The sequence below is a fragment of the Mangrovibacterium marinum genome (assembly GCF_003046625.1).
Lineage (GTDB): Bacteria > Bacteroidota > Bacteroidia > Bacteroidales > Prolixibacteraceae > Mangrovibacterium > Mangrovibacterium marinum.
The window spans coordinates 21,203-40,541 of sequence record NZ_QAAD01000023.1 but is presented as its reverse complement, the minus strand read 5'-3'; the positions used below and the strand labels follow the sequence as shown (position 1 = coordinate 40,541).

Genomic DNA, 19,339 nt, shown 5'->3' with positions numbered 1-19,339 from the left:
GTTTAACTCTTTAAGCCGCCTCAATTGTCTATCTGCATTAGTTCTTGCAAATTCAGCGTTTCGTTTATGACTCGCTGTGAAAAACAATACGCACAAGATACTTACAATCACTATAACCAACTTACTAACTGACATATACGCTTGTCAATCACCTCTATAATCCGATTCAATTTCAGCATGATAATTTTTATAAATCCGTACCGCCTGGTTAACAGGGTCTTGAATTGCTTTGGAAGGATAAGTTTCGGTCTGCTTTGTCCATGCAAGCTCGAAAGCATAATAATCCGGTTCATCGGGCTCCTGGCCTTCCATTTTCTGGCTTAAGTAGTCAATAAACATTTCCCACCTGGGTTTATAAAAATCGGATAGCAGACCCGACCATTCCCGATGCGCATATTCATGCAGATTTGAGTTTTGGAACGACCAGGTCGTAATCAGGGTGCGGGCATTAAACTCAAATAATTTTTTTTCAGATGGAGTTGTTCCGGCTCGTCTGGCTTCTTCAATCCACTTTCCAAGCATAAAACAATCGTCACTACTCAATAACTGATCCTGATCATCCAATAATTGAAGAAATTCATTGGCTGCTTCGTCGAAGCCTGGCTTATCATCGTTTTGGTAGGCATCTACCATTTTCCGGTGCACCACCTGAGCATAATTAGCAAGCACCTGCCGGGTAATATCAAGCAGGTCGTATTGAAAGCCTTCAACATTTTTATAGCTATCGGCCTCGTTGATAAAAAGCGTCCAGGCTTGCAGCAGTTCCGACGGGTCGTAATAGAGCTTTGAGGTGCCCCAGGTTGAAACCTGATCAATTTTTAAGGAAGGCCTGGCACATAAGATCGATTCGGAAGTGCCTTGTTGCGACTCTGTTTCGGACAACTTCTTGCCATAAACGGTCTTTCTTAATATTTGCCATGCCGTGTATAGATTTTCATCGTCTTTACCATATCTGCGTTTGACATATTGCCTTAACCATTGGTCAAGGTCTAAGGTGTCGGAATGCCATTTCAGTTCGAACAGCAGTTCGTAAATCACGGAATTGTTTTCAATGCCTTCGGGAATAGCCCCAATGCCCTTTAATCCTTGTGCATATTCCGTCTGCTTTAATGCGCGGAAGGGCTCTTGAGCAATCACATCCATGCGTCCGAACATGCCCACGTTACCACCAAAGTTGGTCACCGTATTCCAGATCCATGGTTTTCCGTCCCAGCCGTTTCTGTGTTCCCATTGCGGACGGTTATCACAATCTAAATCTAAGATTAGCACATTTGAGGGATCAATATCAGCCAAAAGAGGAGCTTGTGGGTTTCCTCCCCATCCCTGAAACACCCAGGTTGCCTTTGGATAGACCGCTTTCACCCCATCGATAATATTTTTCCCGGCCGTTGGCAAATCAATTGCCTCTGTGATGCCGCCTTCATGAAATGGATCACCCGAGAAATATTCGATGTCGCCATAGAGCTTTTTCATCTCTTCATAATAGATTTTTGAGATGGTATTGAAAAGGCTATCGGTGGGCGATAAAAAAGCTGGTCGTTGGAATCCACCGGCCCAAAGTCCCTGATCGCGGATATCCGCATCGGGGTATTTAGCTTTGAGTGCTTGCGGCACCATTCCATAAAAGCCCGGAAGAACAGGATTCATCCCCAGGCGCTTCATGCGTTTAAGGATCTTTTGCTGAAGAACAAGCTGCTTCTGAATAAAAGCATCCGTTACCGGTCCACCCCATCCTTCCAGGTTTCCCATCAGCCACCAGCCGGTAAAAGCTGGTCCGGGAATAAAATGATCGATTTCTGATTGCGTAAAATCCAAGCGCTTTAAGGTGTTTTTCCACACCGCCTCGGTTCCCACAATGGCTAACGGGAGGTTAACCCCATTCAGCGCCATCCAATCAATCTCCTCTTCCCACCGTGCCCAGTCCCAAAAGGCCATGGAATAATTAAAGGTGCAGTAATTCAGATAATAAGAATAAGTAAACGCACTTTTTCGGGCTATCGGCTTGGCGGCTGCAGGCAATTCCTCGGGTAACTTTATGTGCCTTGTTTCCCAGGATATATCGGTGTTCGTTTCATATTTCAAATACCAGTTTAAACCCGATGCCAAAGCGATTGTTGAATTGCCGCTAACGAGCACTTTACCATTCTCAAAATCAATCTCAAACTCATCATTTTCCGAGTTCGACTCCGTTTTGCGAAAAATGAAATTCCCGGCATTTTCCTTGCCGACTATTCGTTCCGCTAATTCATGTATCGAATTCAATTCATCAATCTTTGTTCGTTCTGCACCACAACTGATCAATGAAATCAATAAAACTAATGTTGCTGCTATTCTCATTTCAGATTACGATTCAAAATGCCCCTATATCATTCGCATTTATTCCGGGACTCTCCCAAAACTAAAATTCAAAATATTCGCGCGAAGGCAGTTTAATTTCCTTCTTTTTCATATTCAAAAATTCCACTTTTTTGCCTAACACCTCCCCCTCGGTCACATTGTCCTTGATCGTCACATTTTTGCACGCATCCAACGTAATACCGGCCTTCCGTTTATGAAATGGCTTAATCGCTGTGCTGCGAATCAGTGTATTATTCATAAACTTCAAACCATCCACTGATTTAGCATACAAGATGGGATAGTCGAATGGATAGAAAGTATTGTTTTCAATGGTGATGTTTCGATGAAAAGGATATTCGGACTGTGGTTCCGGAATCTCAGGCAGGATACTGATAATGGCTTCGCAAAACTGATACATCGACGACATACACGGGTATTCAAAGGTGTTATTCCGGATCGTCACATCCCTCACCGCTCCCGACTCATACCAATAATTGGCATCTCCGGCAATGAGGATGGCCGAACCGCTCGACTCGAAACTATTATTTTCAACGACCACTTTACCGGGAGTTGAAATCAGCAGCCCACGTGCCCGACAGCTTCCAAACTTGCTATCGCGAATTTCCACATCAGGTGTCCAGCTGAGGTTTTCAAGCGCAGCGCCGGCTTTAATTTCTTCAGGGATTGGCGTACTTAACTCAACCACAAACTCCTCCTTATTCAGGATCTCGAAGGTTTCAATGACACCATAACCAACAGTGCGCATACTTTTGTTTTCGATAAAACCAACCCTCTCACCGGCGTGGCCCCAAACCATTCCGGCACTCATGTCGTGCATAAAGCGGCACTTTATTTTATTCGGCGCAAGAATTTCGGTAATACGCACGCAGGTGCCATGCACATTAATCGGATCGTCCATCAATCCGGTCCACTCGCAGTTCTCAACCGTAATTTGCCCCTTGCAGCCCATAAAGTGAAACCCATCATCGTGCCCACTTAAAAAGCGCCCTTTCGCTTTATTGGGAACCACTTTGACATCCTTCAGGGAGATGTTTTCGCTATACTGCGATAATACGCCCAACCCGGCTGTATGGTAGATCCGAACGCCTTCGATGGCAATATCTTTACTATGAACCAGAAACATACCGGCATGGTCGCGCGTACTGTGACGCAACACCAGCAAATTACCAACTTTGGGGTGACGCGTGAAACCTCCTTCGCGGTAAATTTTCACCACGCCAGGTTCTATTTCTTTAGCTTTATAATTTTGCCAGCCATAGCCCAAGGCCTGCTCATCGCCGGTGTAGGGCTCCACAAAACGGGTATCGGGCTGAAATTCCATGATTTCGTGCATGGCTGATTTCCATCCCTCGCCAACAAAAACCAGTTGATCGTTTTCAATAATATAAGGCGACTCGTGGGTATTGATACGAATGGTAAATCCCTCATTATCGGACGAGACTACCTCGCCCTGCGCCGTTAACGGAATATCCCAGTCAACACTGAAGTTTTTCAGACTAATATTTGTTGAATTATCCACCGTAACCGGTTGCATCCTGTCGTGGAAAATAAACTCAGAGCCATAGCCATCAAGTGTCACATTGGTCATACCTTCCAGCAGAAACGCCAGTCGTTTCGGATTAATATCGTAGGTGTTCGATTCAAAATACTCTTTTTCGATACAATGATGCGGCCAAAAGTCGTATCGTCCTTTGGGAAAAATAAGAACTTTGTTCTGGCCGTTCTTCAAAGCATCCATTGCTTTGTTGACAAAAGGCACAGCATTTTCGCGCGTGTTCGGTTTGAGCCCAAAGTTGGCTATTGAAATAGTATCCTGCGCTGTCGACTGCAAAATGCCAAACAAAAAGATAAAGCTTAGATAAATAGATCGTAGATTCATTATTTCAAGGTGTTTTCGGGTTACAATATTCGAATCATTTACCTGGATTTTCAGCCGGTCTTTCGTCAAGTATTTTCTCCAGCGTCTGCTGCATTTGTTGCACTAGCTCGGGATACGATTCAGCCAAGTTGTTCTGCTCGGCTGTGTCTGCTTCCAAATTGTATAGCTGCGGATAGTTCGCCATTCCGCTGGCGATCCCTTTGCCCTGCTCAATCCAGCGGGGGGCTTCGCCTTTTCTGGCTTGAATATACTTCCACGATCCCTGCCGCAAACCATAGGTATAAGCTTCTTCGAGCATGACGTCCCTTCCGGCAGATGTTTTTCCGAGCCAGGCTTGCAACAAAGGCTGACTGTCGGGAGCTTCACCGGGCTGTAGCTGATGTCCCACCAAATCAGCCAGCGAGGCATACCAATCAACCTGGCTGAGCAGCGCGCTGCTCGTTCCGGCCTGCACCGTTCCGGGCCAGTAAACAATAGTTGGCATCCGGGTTCCGGCCTCCAGTATGGAATACTTGCCGCCCCGAAATGGCCCCGATGGTTGATGATCCCCCAAGAGCTCTACAGCCTGGTCCGCATAGCCATCATTCAATACGGGCCCGTTGTCGCTGGAGAAAATGACCAATGTTTTTTCATCCAGCCCAAGCCGTTCGAGCTGCTCAATTACCTGCCCCACGCACCAGTCCATCTGTGCAATGGCATCGCCGCGAGGCCCCATTGAGCTCGTTCCGACAAACTGCTCATTCGGCGCGCGCGGAACATGAATATCGTGGAAGGCCAGATAAAGAAAAAAAGGTTTGTGTTGATTTTCTTCCATAAAAGTTTTGGCCTTTTCGGTCAAAATGAAGGGAAATTCTTCGTCTTTCCACAAAGCTTGTTCGCCACCGCTCATGAAGCCGATTCGGCTCAGACCGTTGACAATGGTATTGTTGTGCTGCGGATCGGCTGCTTGTTTTAACAACTCGGGATGCTCCGTTCCGGTTGGATAGCCATCGAGTTTTACCCTGTAATTCACGCGAATGGAGTCGGTTGGATCCAGCCCCACCACGCGCTGATTTTCGACAAAAACACAGGGAACCCGATCTCCCGTTGCGGGAATCAGAAAACTGTAGTCGAAGCCGATCTCCCGAGGTCCGGGCTTTATCTCCTTATTCCAGTCGAGCTTCCCGTTGCCCAGCCCCAGGTGCCATTTTCCGACAACAGCGGTGGTGTAGCCCGAGGCCTGCAACATTCGTGGCAATGTTGCCTGTTCGGGACGGATCAGCAAAGGGGCATCGCCCGGCAACACGGCAGCCTGGCCCCGAAAAGCATAACTGCCGGTGAGCAGCGAATAGCGCGAAGGCGTGCAAGTTGCCGAAGAGCAATGTGCATCGGTAAAATTCACGCCCGCGCTGGCTAAGCGGTCTATGTTTGGTGTTTTAACGCCTTGAGCGCCATTCACGCCAATATCGCCGTAGCCCAAATCATCGGCATACACAATCACAATATTGGGTTTTTCAGCGGGTAGCAGAGGCTGCGCAAACGCTCCGGATACAGAAACAAAACAGCCAATAAAGGGTAATACTTTTCTCATTTAGGTTCGTGTTTTTAAGTTATGCAAGCTGTCCTTCACCGGTTTATACCGATTAGCAATTGAACTGATGCTTAAATTCGTTACACTCTTTAAACCTTTTCAATTGTCTATCGGCATTTACCATTGTAATTTCAGCGTTTCGCTTAAGGCTCACGCTGAAAAACAATTGGTATTAGACAGTAACAGGAGCGTAGTCTGCAGCCACGCTCCTGTCCTATTTATTTGCTCTTATTTTTTAACCAGCGGCCGCACGCTAAACTGAAAACGATAGTCGGTTGCCGGAACCTGGTATTGCGGCAATACGCCCGGGCCACAGGTTGCTGTTCCCACACCGGTTTGTTCGGCATCCAGGTGAATGGTTACCGTCCCGGTTTTGTACAGTTCGTTGATGTGTTTGGCCTGTTCAATCACCTCGTCGGTGTAGGGGCGCACACTAAACTGAAAAGGCTTGCTGGAGTCGAACGACAGGCCATTTCCGGCTTTATCAGTCAGCTTCATCCAACGGGTGTCGGTGCGGTTACCGGTAGCCTGCGGCACCACATAATAGTGGAACATGCGCTCGGCGGTGGTTTGGTAAATACCAATCCGGCCTGATTGTTTCCGGTCGGCCTGCGTTTCGTGATCGCCTCGTCCCAGGTAATTCACCCGGTTAAACTGATCCGCCATTTCAAAAGTTAAGCCTACGCGGGCATAAGTTTTCACCAAGGTATCCACCGGAGTGAGTTTTGTTTCCATATTGAGTTTTCCGGCTTTGTCCAATGAATACACAAAAGTGACATCACCCACTTTTTGGTTTTTGCCGTTCACCAGCTCAACCACAGCAGTTCCGCCTTTGGCATTGGTTTTCACCGAAACGGCTTTCTGTTGCAAGCTATTCAGCCCGGCTGCTTTCCACTGGCGAGCGCTGTTCCAGTCGCGGTTATCGTTCTCTGTAATCGGACGATAAAGGCTCAAAACAACCGGCGATGCCAGCATTTCTTCCCCATTGATGGTGTAAGATTTTAAGGCACCGGTTTGCTCATCAATCTGGATGGCCACCTGAGCTGTGCTTGGGCTTGCGGCGGATTTTGCTTTCGGATTTGCGGTTATCACAAACTGGTCGTAGGCCACTTCGGGAATGCTATCGCTCCAGATCGGCTTCACGTTCGGCGTCCAGCTCAAATCGAGATAAGCTTCTGCAATTTGCTTCGGAAGATTGACCTTACCCAGAGAGATAGTCACCGTTTCCTGAGGCTCGGCATCAACGACTTCTTTGCCCGATGCAATCAGCTGCCCATTGTCGCCGGTTACTTTCCAGTGCAGGGTGTAAGCATTCAGGTTGGTAAAGTCGAACCAGTTTTTTACCGAGATGGTCAAATTCTTCGGATCAACCAACTGGCTCTTGATGTTCTGGTACACTTTCTTCACTTCGTACAAATGCGGGTGCGGTTCGCGGGCAGCATTCACCAGCCCGTTACAACAGAAGCTGCCAAAGCTGGGGACATTCTCAGGGCCGTAGTCGCCACCATAAGACCAGAACCATTTGCCGTTTTCGTCAATTTCGCGGAAGGATTGATCCACCCAGTCCCAAACGCAACCGCCCTGAGCCATGGGTTCGCTTTCGAACACATCCCAATAGTCTTTTAAACCACCAACGCTGTTGCCCATCGCGTGCACATATTCGCACAAGATAAACGGACGGTAAATATCGTCGCGCGAAACATAGGCTTTGATATCCTCCACGCTGCGGTACATTCGGCAGTAAATATCGGTGTTGTAGTTTTCCTCGGCGCGTTCGTACTGAACCGGGCGGCTACTGTCATGAGCTTTCAGCCAGTCGTACGTGCGCTCGAAGTTGATACCGTTGCCGGCTTCGTTACCCAACGACCAGATGACAATTGCCGGATGGTTTTTGGAACGCTCAAACATGCGGCGGGTACGATCCAGATGAGCGGTTAACCAAGTGGAATCTTTTGCCAACGATGCCGGGCCGTAGCCCATCCCATGCGACTCGATGTTGGCTTCGTCAATCATGTACAAGCCATATTTGTTACACAGCTCGTACCAGTACGGGTGCGTTGGATAATGCGAATTCCGAACCGTGTTAATATTATTCTGCTTCATTAGCAAAACATCTTTCAACATCAGTTCTTTACTCACCGTGCGTCCTTGTTGCGAGTGTTCGTGACGGTTGGTCCCTTTCACCAAAATAGGTTTTCCGTTGATGCAGAACTGCCCGTTTTTAATTTCCGATGTGCGGAAACCGATGGCACGGCCTGTCAGGTGCTGATCTCCGGAAGCAGTTTCCAGCTTCATTACCAACTGGTACAAATACGGATTCTCGGCGCTCCAGGCATTCACCTTCGGAAGCGCCTGATCAGCCAGCCGGTAGTTTGCTGTTGCTCCTGAAAAATTACCTTCAACTTTTCCGGAGAATACTTCCTTATTTTGCTGATCCAATAATTCATAGCTCAAAACCGGTTTCTCGTCAGCCTGAATCCCTTCAACCTGAACATCCAGGCCGAAGATTCCGTCGCGATAGTTTTCTTTTTCAAGCGATGCCGTCACCGTGTAGTCGGCAATATGCGCTTTGGGCGTACTGTACAGGTACACATCGCGCTCGATACCACTAAGGCGCCAAAAATCCTGGCACTCCAGGTACGAACCCGCACTCCAGCGATAAACTTCCACGGCCAGGCTGTTCTCCCCTTTTTTTAGGTGGTCGGTGATATCCCATTCCGATGGCGTTTTCGAGCCCATGTTGTAACCCAGCAACTCGCCATTCACCCACACATAGTAAAATGAGATGACACCCTCCAGGCAAAGCACCACGCGGCGACCTTCCCAGTTCTCGGGAACGGTGAATGTACGACGGTACGATCCCACTTCATTCTCCTCGTAAGGCACCAGCGGCGGGTTCTTTTTAAAATTGAAAAGCTTATCGTCGAACTCGTAAGTTTCGTTCACATAAATGGGCAACCCGTAGCCCTGGCGTTCCCAGTTTCCGGGCACCTGAATGTCGGCCCAGCCGCCGGTATAGAAATCCGGTTGATAAAAATCTTTCGGCCGGTTATCGGGATTTTTCACCCAATGGAACTTCCATGTTCCGTTCAAACTCTGAAAATAAGGTGAGCGCTCGTGCTCCCCTTTCAGCACATCCTGTTCGTTCTGATAGGGCCACACATAGCTGTGCGGCGCCAGCTTGTTCAGTCCTACGGCATACTGGCTTTGCCACTCGGGCAAGCTTTGCGCTGCTAGCGGCAACAAGGTGATGCCCAGCAAGTAAGTCAATAATAAAAAGCTTCGTTTCTTCATTTTCTATTTCTGATTAATCGATATTTCATGTTTACGTTGAGGGGCTTAATGCACCATCAATTCATCAAAATACATCCAGGTGGCCTGTCCCACGCGAGGAAGTCCCGGCGGGCAGTGTCCCGGATTTTGCGCTTCAATTTTTAAATAGCGCCCACGCACATTCAGCTCTCCGAAGTCCAGATCTTTAATCTTTGTTCCGGCTTCGAAAATGCTTTCATCGCTTTCCGTAATCTCCGCTACGGTCGTGTAATTCGTTTGGTCATCCGACACCAAAAGCCGGACTTTTGCAGGTCGAAAAACCCCCATCCCGGCATTGGATACAGTCCCCAATGTGACTGCCGAAATGGGCTGTTCACGTCCCAGGTCAACTTCAAAAACAGCATCCTGGTTGTACCAGCCCGCCCATTCAAAATCGGAGTGCCGGTCGCTGCCCCGCAGTCCGTTTGTTAACACGTAGGCACGGCCATTCTCTGCCGTCACCGGACAGGCAGTAGCTTTGTTTTTCAGCAAATCGAGTGTTAGTGTTTTTCCGGTCTGTACGCCTTTGCGAAAGGTTGCCGCTTTAATCACGGTGGCCTTTTCAACCCGCAGGCTGTCGGTGTACCCCGCCGAGTTGGCCGTTGGTTCGGAACCATCCGTCGTCAGTCGGATTTCAACATCGGGGCGGATGCAGCTCAAGCCAACAAGCAATGTGCCGTTGGAGGGACGCACCAAATGGTCGATGTTATACATGGAGCGGGCATAAGTGATTCCCTTTTGCTCCAGGTGTGCCAGATAATTGTCGAGTGCAGGCAGAAAACCCGGCCAGTTTTTTGTTCCTTTTGGCGACCACGCAACTTCAGCAAGCGCTACCAGACGCGGGAAAACCAGGTATTCCACATCCTCGGGAGCGTTGCAGAACTCTGTCCACAAGGAGCCTTGCACGCCCATCAGCAAACTGTCGAGACCGGGCTCCCAATTGTCGCCCACCGGCTCATAGTTGTAAACATCCTGAAGCGTATTGTTGCCGAAATAGGTCAGCGGCTCAAACCATTGCGGCCCCTGATAGCGGATGAGGTATAATTTCTTAGCAGGTGTGAGCACAAACCGATGCCCTTGGCGGGCTGCTTTCAGCGCTGCCTGTCCGTCGCCGCGCCAGCCAAAAATGATGGCATCGTCGGGTAGTTCACTGTTGGTCAGTTCATCCCAGCCCAGTACTTCTTTGCCTTTACTTTGCACATTGCGGCTCATCCGTTTCATAAAATAGCTTTGTAATTCCTCTTCATTCGGAAGCTTTTCAGCTTTCATCCGGGCCTGGCAATCGGGACATCTTTTCCAGTAAGTTTTAGCAGCTTCGTCGCCTCCCAGGTGAATATATTTCGATGGAAAGAGCTCAGCAACTTCGTCAATCACATCCTCCAAAAAGTGAAATACTTTTTCTTTTCCGGCGCAATAAATGATTTCCGCATTTTTGCCACCGAGGCCGGACAATACCGTAATCGGTTTGTGGACAACAGAACATGCCAGCTCGGGATAAGCTGCCAGTGAGGAATTGGTATGTGCAGGCATTTCGATTTCGGGGATGATTTCAACCTGGCGCTGGCCGGCATAGTTCACCATTTCGCGAATGTCGTCCTGGGTGTAGAAACCGCCGATAGTCGCTTTTTCGCCGGGTAGCGCATTCGGGCGGGCCGGGAATGGTTCATCTCGTTCAACCCGCCAGGCTCCCACATCGGTCAGCTTCGGATATTTTTTTATTTCAATTCGCCAGCCATTATCATCCACCAAGTGCAAGTGCAGCTTGTTCATTTTCAACATGGCCATGGCGTCAATAATTTCCAGCACCGTTTCTTTGGGAATAAAATAGCGCGAAACATCCAACATCAGCCCGCGGTAGGCGAAGCGCGGATAATCGGTCATGGCCAGTGCCGGAAGACGATATTCTGCGTTTTCTGTTTCTGCGGAGGCCGCCTCAATAGCAGCGGGCAACAATAACCGCAAGGTCTGAGTGGCATAAAAAAAGCCGCTCTCCGTTTCGGCTTCAACCCGAATTTTCCGGGGCGTTATTTCCAGCCTGTATGCTTCATCGCCTAAACCGGTAGCGGACTGAAAAAGGATATCCGCTTTGTCTGGATCCTGCATCTGTTTTGGACAGCCACCCAAAGCCAGCTCCAGCCCTTTAAAGAACCGGTCAGCAAGCTGCTGTTGAAGATCGTCTTCTACAAAATAGGTCGTGTTTTTTGAAAGCTTGAAATACCCCTCCCCTTTTTCGACCGCAACCGGAGCCGGGACAACTGCGGGAGCCGCATCGGGGCTGGCTGCCTGCCGGGCATTACATCCGGCAAAAAGGCAGCAGACAATCAACGCAAGTGTGTAAATAGTTAATTTCATTCGTTTTTGATCCGTTTTATTCTTTTGAGCGTAGCCTGCAATCGAATGATTACAGGCTACGCTGGGGGTTACATTCGTTGGCCTCAAAGTAAATGCTGAAAAACCGGGAACTTTTACCACCGGAATAAGCTGGTTTTAATTTTTATCCTGATACTGAAAAACATTATACGGAATGTTGGTGCCGGTGATTTTCAACACCACAACGGCATGCCCGGGAACTTCGAAGCTCAATTCCGAGTCCGCAGAAGGTTCATAATCTTTTTTCGACCACAGGTCGTGCACCCGATAGCCTTTGGAAGCATCAATTCCGACGGTCTCCAGGGCAAAAGCGATATCAGCCTTTTCGGTCGAGCGGTTGAGCAGGGCTACTGCCACCTGCCCGCTTATATTCGACACCAGCGGGCGTCCCCAAACTTCCTGTTCGCCGTAGTCAATCACGCGGCGTGCCTGGTAAACAAAGGGACTCTGGTTGATGGCAATCAACTCGTCGTTGGTCACCAGCTCCACAGTTTCCTGCGACATGGTTGTGAGGTCGTTTCCAAGCAAAAGCGGCGAGTTCATCAGGCACCACATCGAAAAATGGGCTTTATCCTCTTCATAGCTCATTCCGCGTCCTACCTGCAACATGTCCATATCGTTGTAATGCCCGTAAGAAGCGTGTTTCCACAAATCAGCATTCAAGTCGATAATCGCTAAGATGGATTCAAATCGATTGTCGATATCGCCGGAGATGCGCCAGGAATCGGCCACCTGAGTGACCCATTTCCCCGGGAATTTCCAGCGGCACACATTGAACACCATTTCCGGTTTAAGCGCTTTAGCCTGACGGGCCAATGCGGTGTAACGCTCTTCCTCGTCGAGGCCAAGCCAATCGCCACCACACCAGTCCACTTTCAGAAAATCGTATCCCCAGGTATTCAAAAACAAGTTCAGGTCCTGCACATCGTGGCCGTAAAGTCCCATCCCGACACCAATCGTGTCTTTGTCCCAGTACGAGGCACAAGTGTTAATCCCAGCATCGGAATAAATCCCGGCTTTCAGGCCTTTGCTGTGGATATAGTCGGCCAGAACTTTCATGCCATCGGGAAAGCGCTCGGGATGCGGCAGGATATTGCCCTGCTCGTCGCGGCCTCCGAAGAAACCATCGTCAATATTCAGGTAGCTGTAACCGGCGTCACTCAGTCCCCGGTCAATCATCGCATCGGCCTGCGCCCGGATGATATCCTGGTTGATGTTCACGCGGTAGTTGTTCCAGCTGGCCCAGCCCATAACCGGCGGGTGCAGCAGGTTTTCAACTTCGCCTGTTGCTTCCTGTCCGGCCGGCGGTTGTTTGGCCGGGTTTTGCCCGCATGAGCTGGCCAGCAACAAAACGGTCAGGCAGGCGAGCCTGGTGATTTGGGAAATACGATTTTTTATCATGCTTCTCTGTTTATTTCGTTTGCGCAATATTGATTTCGGCAATTCCCAATACCGGCTGATTGTCAACAACCGAGGTGGCTTCAAATTTCAGGAAACGGGCTTTCACGGTTTTTCCAAGTTCAATTGTTTGGGTTATCGGGTTGTTGCGAATATTCGAAAAGTCGCCGCTCAAAACCACCGTCCAGTTTTCGCCATCAGCACTAACCGAAATCCGGTATCCGCTGGCAATACCCTGTGCCCACCGCGCCTGATCGGGCAGATAAGTCAGGCCATTGAACGAAAGTTCCGCGCCAAAATCGATAATCGCTTCCCGCTGATTTTTGGGGCTCACCCAGCTACTGTTGGGATTACCGTCGAATAAGGGCAGTTTCGATGAATCCGTTCCCACAACGGTCCAGTTCGCTTTGGAGATACCGAAGTACTGTTCACCAAGTTCACCGTGATTGCTTCCACTATAAACCACTGCTTTAATGGTGACGTCGCCGTCAGATAAGAATGGTTTTTCGTAGCGATTTGATTCGCGCGTGGGCGTTGTACCGTCGGTTGTGTAAAACACTTCGCCATGTTTTTCGGGCGAATAGATGCTCACCATGCCTTGCTGGTTGCGGCGAATGACCGGTTGAGCCAACAATATCGGAGCATTGTAGGCCGCCACTTTGGTGATCATTACCGGAGCGAGCATCTCCTCAAAAGTCACGCGCAATTTTGATGTTGTAACCGGCAAAAAGCGAAGAATCCGCTTATAGCCGATGGTCGTCTCGCTGGCCAGTTCTCTCCAGCTTCCATCCTCGAAATATTCCACGCGAAAAGCTTTCACCCGTTGTCCTTCCGGGATGTATTCCTGCAACAGCAGGCGGTTTATAGTAACGGTCTTTTTAATGTCGATCTCCAGGAAGCTGCCGGCCTCCGAAGCCTGCCAGTACGACGAATAATCATCGTCGAAAGCCTTCATCACATGTTTCTTCACATTTGACGAAAAACGACAAGCCGATGTAATCAGGTTCTCCCGGAAATCCTGATCCAGCTGACGTTTCCACTCCAGCAATCGCAACGAATCGATGGGATGTACCAAACCACGCTTATCCGGACTTAGGTTGAGCAGCAGCAAGCTGTTGCGGCCAACGCTTTCGTAATAAATATCCATTAAGCGGGGCAGTGATTTCACCTGGTGATCTTCCGAAGCGTGGTAGTACCAGCCCGGACGAACTGAAACGTCGGTCTCAGAAGGCAGCCAACGCGTCCCGTTTTCATGGCCTTCGTTCAACTGTGCCGGGTGACTCTTATCTTTGCTGAATTGACCATTGGGCAACAAACTGCTCCAATGGGTTTTACCGGCATGGCCTTCTTCATTACCGACCCAACGAATATCTGGCAGGCCGCCTCCATGCACAATGCAGTTGGGCTGCAGCTCGCGAACGATGTCAACAAAGCCTTGCCAGTCGTAATAATCTTCCGAAATGCTCCGGTTATGCAGCGAGTCGGTTCCGTAGTAGCCACGACCACCATTGGCGCCATCGAACCAAATTTCGAACAGATCGCCGTAGTTGGTCAGCAACTCGGTTAACTGATTTTTGAAATACTGGTTGTATTCCGGCTTGCCGTAGTCGGGGTGATTGCAGTCCCAGGGTGAAAGATAAAGTCCCATTTTCAGGCCAAATTCTTTACAGGCATCGGCAAACTCGCGCACCACATCGCCCTGACCGTTTTTCCAGGGCGAATTTTTCACGCTGTGTTCGGTGTAAGCTGAAGGCCACAGGCAGAAGCCGTCGTGATGTTTGGCTGTCAGGATAACGCCTTTCAAGCCGGCATCTTTACAGATTTTCACCCACTGGCGGCAATCCAGATTCGTGGGGTTGAACAATTCGGGCGACTCGTTCCCATAGCCCCACTCCATATCGGTGAACGTGTTGATACTGAAGTGAACAAAAGCGATGGTCTCCATCTTCTGCCAGCGCATTTGCAAATCAGTGGGCTTGGGCAATTGGGCTTGTGCAAACAGTCCGGTCGTTAATAACAGAACCAGGGCAATGCTAAATCTAATTTTCATTTTCTGTCGGTTGAACATTATTGATTAATAATCGGATCCTGATATTGTTGTTGCAAATTCAGCAACTGCGTTTTCAGGCTATCGGCCAATTCCTGATACTCGGATTGACCGTACAGGTTATGCATTTCGTGCGGGTCGTTCTGCAAATCGTACAGTTCCCAGGCATCAATATCATTATAAAAATGAATGAGCTTGTAGCGATTGGTACGAATGCCGTAATGACGTTTTACGGCGTGCTCGGCCGGGTATTCGTAATAGTGATAATACAGGCCGTTGCGCCAGTGTTCGGGTGCATTTTCGCCCACCAAAGGCAACAAGGATTCCCCCTGAATATCTTCGGGAACAGCTACGCCGGCCAAATCCAGGAAGGTTGGCGCATAATCAATGTTCTGCACTAACTGGTCAATTTTGCCGTGCGCATTGGTGTAAGCTTTTGGGAAGCGCATCAACAGCGGTGTGCGGAAGGATTCCTCATACATGAAACGCTTGTCGAACCAGCCGTGCTCACCCATGTAAAAACCCTGGTCGGAGGTGTAAACAACCAGCGTATTTTCCGCCAGGCCGTTATCGTCCAAATATTTCAACAGGCGGGCAACATTGTCATCCAAGGATTTTACACAAGCCAGATAGTCTTGCATATAGCGGTTGTATTTCCATTCGGCCAGCTCGCGACCGGTCAGTTTACGGGCTCTGAAATCGGCAATAATCGGGTCGTACACGGCGTCCCAGGCAGCACGTTGCTCCTCGTTCATACGCGCATAGGCGCCGCCCTGGTATGCTCCGCGAAGACGCGACTTGATATCCCCTTCTTTGTCGAGCATTTTCAAATCGTACACCAGGTCCATATCCTTGATGATGCTCATTTCCTGTTGCGAGGCAGCAATCCGCCCTTCATAATCGTCGAAGAAATTTTCGGGCACCTCAAACTTGCGGTCCTTAAATTCATTCAAATACTTCGTAGGCGGCATCCACACGCGGTGAACGGCTTTGTGATGCACCAGCATACAGAAGGGCTTATCCTTATCGCGATGATCGAGCCAATCGGTACTGAAGTCTGTAATCAAATCAGTTACATAACCGTCGTAATGTTTCTGTCCGGTTGAGTCGATAAAATCGGGGTTGTAATAGCTTCCCTGCCCGGGCAAAATGTTCCAGTAATCGAAGCCGGTAGGCTGGCTTTTCAGGTGCCATTTACCGATCAGTGCGGTTTGGTAACCGGCCTGATGCAACAGTTTCGGGAAGGTTTGCTGACTGCCATCGAAGGTGTCGGCATTATCGCGTTGCCCGTTGGCATGGCTATGCTTTCCGGTGAGCATCGCAGCCCGGCTGGGTGCACAAATCGAGTTACACACAAAACTGTTCGAAAACGTGACCCCTTCGTTGGCGATACGATCCAAGCCGGGCGTTTTAATTAAGGTACTGTCATACGCTCCCAAGGTTTGGAACGAATGATCGTCGGTCATGATAAAAATGATATTCGGTTTCTGCGGCTTAACCTCCTTGGGTTGGGTTGAAGTACAACCTGCTGCCAGGGACGCCAAACCACACATCATCATTAAATTACGCTTCATAAATTCTATTGTCTTTAAGTTGATTGCTATTTCAAATGCTCATCGGGCCAGGCCACGACCTGCCCGCTCTCTTTCAGGCTGGGGCGCTGCGCATTTACCGAGCGCAGGTAATTCCCCAACTTCATTGCCAGTTCTTTCACGATCTCGGGATGTTCGGCGGCACGGTTATGTTTTTCACCCAAATCTTCGCGGATGTTAAACAGCTCGTACTCGCCGGTTTTGTACCAATAAATGAGCTTCCAGTCGCCACTGCGGATGGTGCTTGTTGTACCGATCCCGGGCCCCGAAGCGCCCCATTTGTTGGGAAAATGCCAGAATAAATCCCGCCCCCGGGCTGTTGTACCGGTTTGCAAAAGCATGGGCACAAAGCTTTTTCCATCGATCTGCTGCACGGTTTGATAGTCCTTCACTCCGGCCAGTTCGAGAATGGTAGGGTAATAATCTTCAATGATCAGGTAATCGTCACACACCGAAGCGGCCTCGATATGTCCCGGCCATTTGGCCAACATGGGCTCGCGGATACCGCCTTCATAAGCCGATCCTTTGCCGCTGTTCAACGGGGCATTGTGCGTATGGCGCTCTCCACCGCGCTCAGCAGCGCTCAATCCACCATTATCCGACATAAATAAGATGACTGTATTCTTGTCAAGGCCATTCTTCGCCAGATAATCCATCAGATCACCCAGGCTTTGGTCCATCCCTTCCACCATGGAGGCATAACGAGCTTCAAGCTCGTCGTACCCCCGATCAATATATTTCTGGTAGTAGCGCTTATCCGGTTCCAAAGGGGTATGCACCGTGTAGTGCGACATATACAGATAGAATGGCTTTCCGGTCCCGCGCGACTTTTCGATGGCCGCAATAGCTTCCCGTGTCAGCGCATCGGTCAGGTTGATGGTATCGCCATGGTATTTTTCCAGCCCGGGAACTCCCCAAGGTTGGGTGTAAACGCCCGGCTCGGCATTTCCGAAGAACCGCTCGCCCTGATAGCTTGCAGGCCTTCCGGCTGCATGTCCGGCAATGTTCACATCGAAGCCCAACGTCAATGGATCGGCTCCGGGGGTTCCAAAGGCTCCCCAGTGTGCTTTTCCGCAGTGAATAGTGTAATAACCATTGTCGTGCAACAGTTGGGGCAAGGTGGTGGCATACACTGATTGTTCAATGGAATCCACTGCCTGAAGTCCATTCACATTCCATTTCGGAAACTCCAGAACCTCATCGGGAGCATCCACCGAGGCATCGCGGTTCAGAGTCCAGTTCGTTACCCGATGGCGGGCGGCGTTCATGCCGGTCATCAGGCTAGTACGTGTGGGCGAGCACACCGCTGTTGCATAAGCTTGGGTAAATTTCATCCCTTGCGAAGCCAGCCGCTCCATATTGGGCGTATGGTATTTCCGGTTATTGGGTGTGGTATCGCTGGCAAAAGGCACCGAGGTGTCCTGCCAGCCCATGTCGTCGACCAGGAAAAACAGGATGTTGGGTTTTTCCGCGGTATGCTCACCTGTTGTTGGCGACGTACAGGCCGAAAATGCCATCAGCCCCAACACGGCAGTCGATATATTTCGTATAGGTTTTTTCATTTAGCTTGTACTAATTTTAGTTCTCCTGCTTTTTTAATAGTTGTGTACAATCGAGTCGAAGCCTTCCCACAAAACACCCCCAACAGAAATGCAAGGTACCCGTGATGATTAAAACCAGCATACAATCCCGACGCCCCAAATAGGAATACCAGGATTGACAGGATCCAAACTTCTACTTTATGATTCTGCATGGTTGTCATTATCTAAAAATGTTTGAATTAAAATCGAAATAAAAGTGACAAGCAATCATCTTGTCACTTTTAACTGTTTATTGTTTACTCTACATCTTTCAATTGCCATACTTTCACGTAGTCGATTGCCATCTCGTAGGGAAAGCCGGTGGTATCGGTAACACTACCCGGCCAAAAATAGACTCCCGAGTCTCCTTTGTCGGCACAGGCATAATTCAGAATGATGTAAAAATCGGTTTCATAAGGCCAACGGGTGCCATTGACTGCATTTTTAACATGGGTGAATGTGGTTTTGCCGTTCACCTGAAACTCGATTTTATTTTCAGACTTAATAATTCCGTAGGTGTTATATTCATTCAGATCAATACTCTTCGTTGCGCTTGGCGCAGGCTTTAACTCCTGCCCGGGGCTCGCTGACTGGTGAATAACCTGGTACACAAAAGCATCGTTGTTCAGGCGTTCCATCACATCAATCTCGCCGCAGTCGGGCCATCCGTTGTAAACCGCATTTTGCGGCATCAGCCAAATTGCGGGCCAGGCTCCCTTTCCCGATCTGGTAAACTTGGCTCTCACTTCGAGCTTTCCATAAGTAAAACTGTATTTTCCGACTGATTGAATAGCGCCGGTTTCCGGCAGATCGGTCTCGTCATTCCAGCGTGCACGCATGTGCAATGCTCCATCCGAAACTTCGGCCAACGAGGCATCGTTGGGAACAACGTATCTGTTCCAGGCCGACGACCACGACTGTGTTTGATAACTCGACCAGTTTTGGGTGTCGTAGGCTGTTCCGTCGAAATTATCTTCGAACACCAGCGACCACTCTTGCTGCGTTTCGGTATTTTCCTCCTCTTCGGGCACAATCGGATCATTGTCCTTGCTGCAGGCGGCGAAAGATAAGGCCATAACGGCCCAAATAATTAGGTTGTGTGTTTTAATGTGCATCGTTTTTTCTTTCGTTAGTTCAGTGTTAGTTCGTTTATTTCAAATTCGATAAATATCCACTTATAGTCACTCTACTACCTGCGTGTTCGAAGACACCAAAAATAAAAAATTATTGGGA

General features: G+C 49.2%; 10 protein-coding genes. All 10 read right to left on the bottom strand.

Annotation, left to right across the window (positions count from 1 at the left end; translation table 11 throughout):
• Positions 1-144: 144 nt before the first annotated feature.
• A complete protein-coding gene (locus tag C8N47_RS16135) occupies positions 145-2,337 on the bottom strand; it encodes an alpha-N-acetylglucosaminidase (protein WP_107823606.1) in 2,193 nt (730 codons plus the stop codon).
• A 61-nt stretch (positions 2,338-2,398) separates the two neighbouring features.
• Positions 2,399-4,237, bottom strand: a complete 1,839-nt coding sequence (locus C8N47_RS16130; protein ID WP_107823605.1) for a right-handed parallel beta-helix repeat-containing protein — start codon at positions 4,235-4,237, stop codon at positions 2,399-2,401.
• A 34-nt stretch (positions 4,238-4,271) separates the two neighbouring features.
• Positions 4,272-5,807 (bottom strand): sulfatase family protein, encoded by a 1,536-nt coding sequence (locus C8N47_RS16125; protein ID WP_107823604.1) that lies wholly within the window; start codon positions 5,805-5,807, stop codon positions 4,272-4,274.
• Positions 5,808-6,035: 228 nt separating this feature from the next.
• Positions 6,036-9,101, bottom strand: a complete 3,066-nt coding sequence (locus tag C8N47_RS16120; protein ID WP_107823603.1) for a glycoside hydrolase family 2 TIM barrel-domain containing protein — start codon at positions 9,099-9,101, stop codon at positions 6,036-6,038.
• A gap of 45 nt (positions 9,102-9,146) precedes the next feature.
• Positions 9,147-11,471, bottom strand: coding sequence for a glycoside hydrolase family 20 protein (locus C8N47_RS16115; protein WP_107823617.1), 2,325 nt, complete (start codon positions 11,469-11,471; stop codon positions 9,147-9,149).
• A 135-nt stretch (positions 11,472-11,606) separates the two neighbouring features.
• The gene (locus tag C8N47_RS16110) at positions 11,607-12,890 is read right to left on the bottom strand and encodes a glycoside hydrolase family 27 protein (RefSeq protein WP_107823602.1); all 1,284 of its coding nucleotides are present in this window, start codon (positions 12,888-12,890) and stop codon (positions 11,607-11,609) included.
• A 10-nt stretch (positions 12,891-12,900) separates the two neighbouring features.
• Positions 12,901-14,937, bottom strand: coding sequence for an alpha-L-fucosidase (locus C8N47_RS16105; RefSeq protein WP_107823616.1), 2,037 nt, complete (start codon positions 14,935-14,937; stop codon positions 12,901-12,903).
• 17 nt (positions 14,938-14,954) lie between these two features.
• The gene (locus C8N47_RS16100) at positions 14,955-16,508 is read right to left on the bottom strand and encodes a sulfatase family protein (RefSeq protein WP_107823601.1); all 1,554 of its coding nucleotides are present in this window, start codon (positions 16,506-16,508) and stop codon (positions 14,955-14,957) included.
• 26 nt (positions 16,509-16,534) lie between these two features.
• Positions 16,535-18,088, bottom strand: a complete 1,554-nt coding sequence (locus C8N47_RS16095) for a sulfatase (protein ID WP_107823600.1) — start codon at positions 18,086-18,088, stop codon at positions 16,535-16,537.
• A gap of 275 nt (positions 18,089-18,363) precedes the next feature.
• Positions 18,364-19,221: a glycoside hydrolase family 16 protein gene (locus C8N47_RS16085; RefSeq protein ID WP_107823598.1), complete on the bottom strand. Its 858-nt coding sequence runs from the start codon at positions 19,219-19,221 to the stop codon at positions 18,364-18,366.
• Positions 19,222-19,339 lie beyond the last annotated feature (118 nt).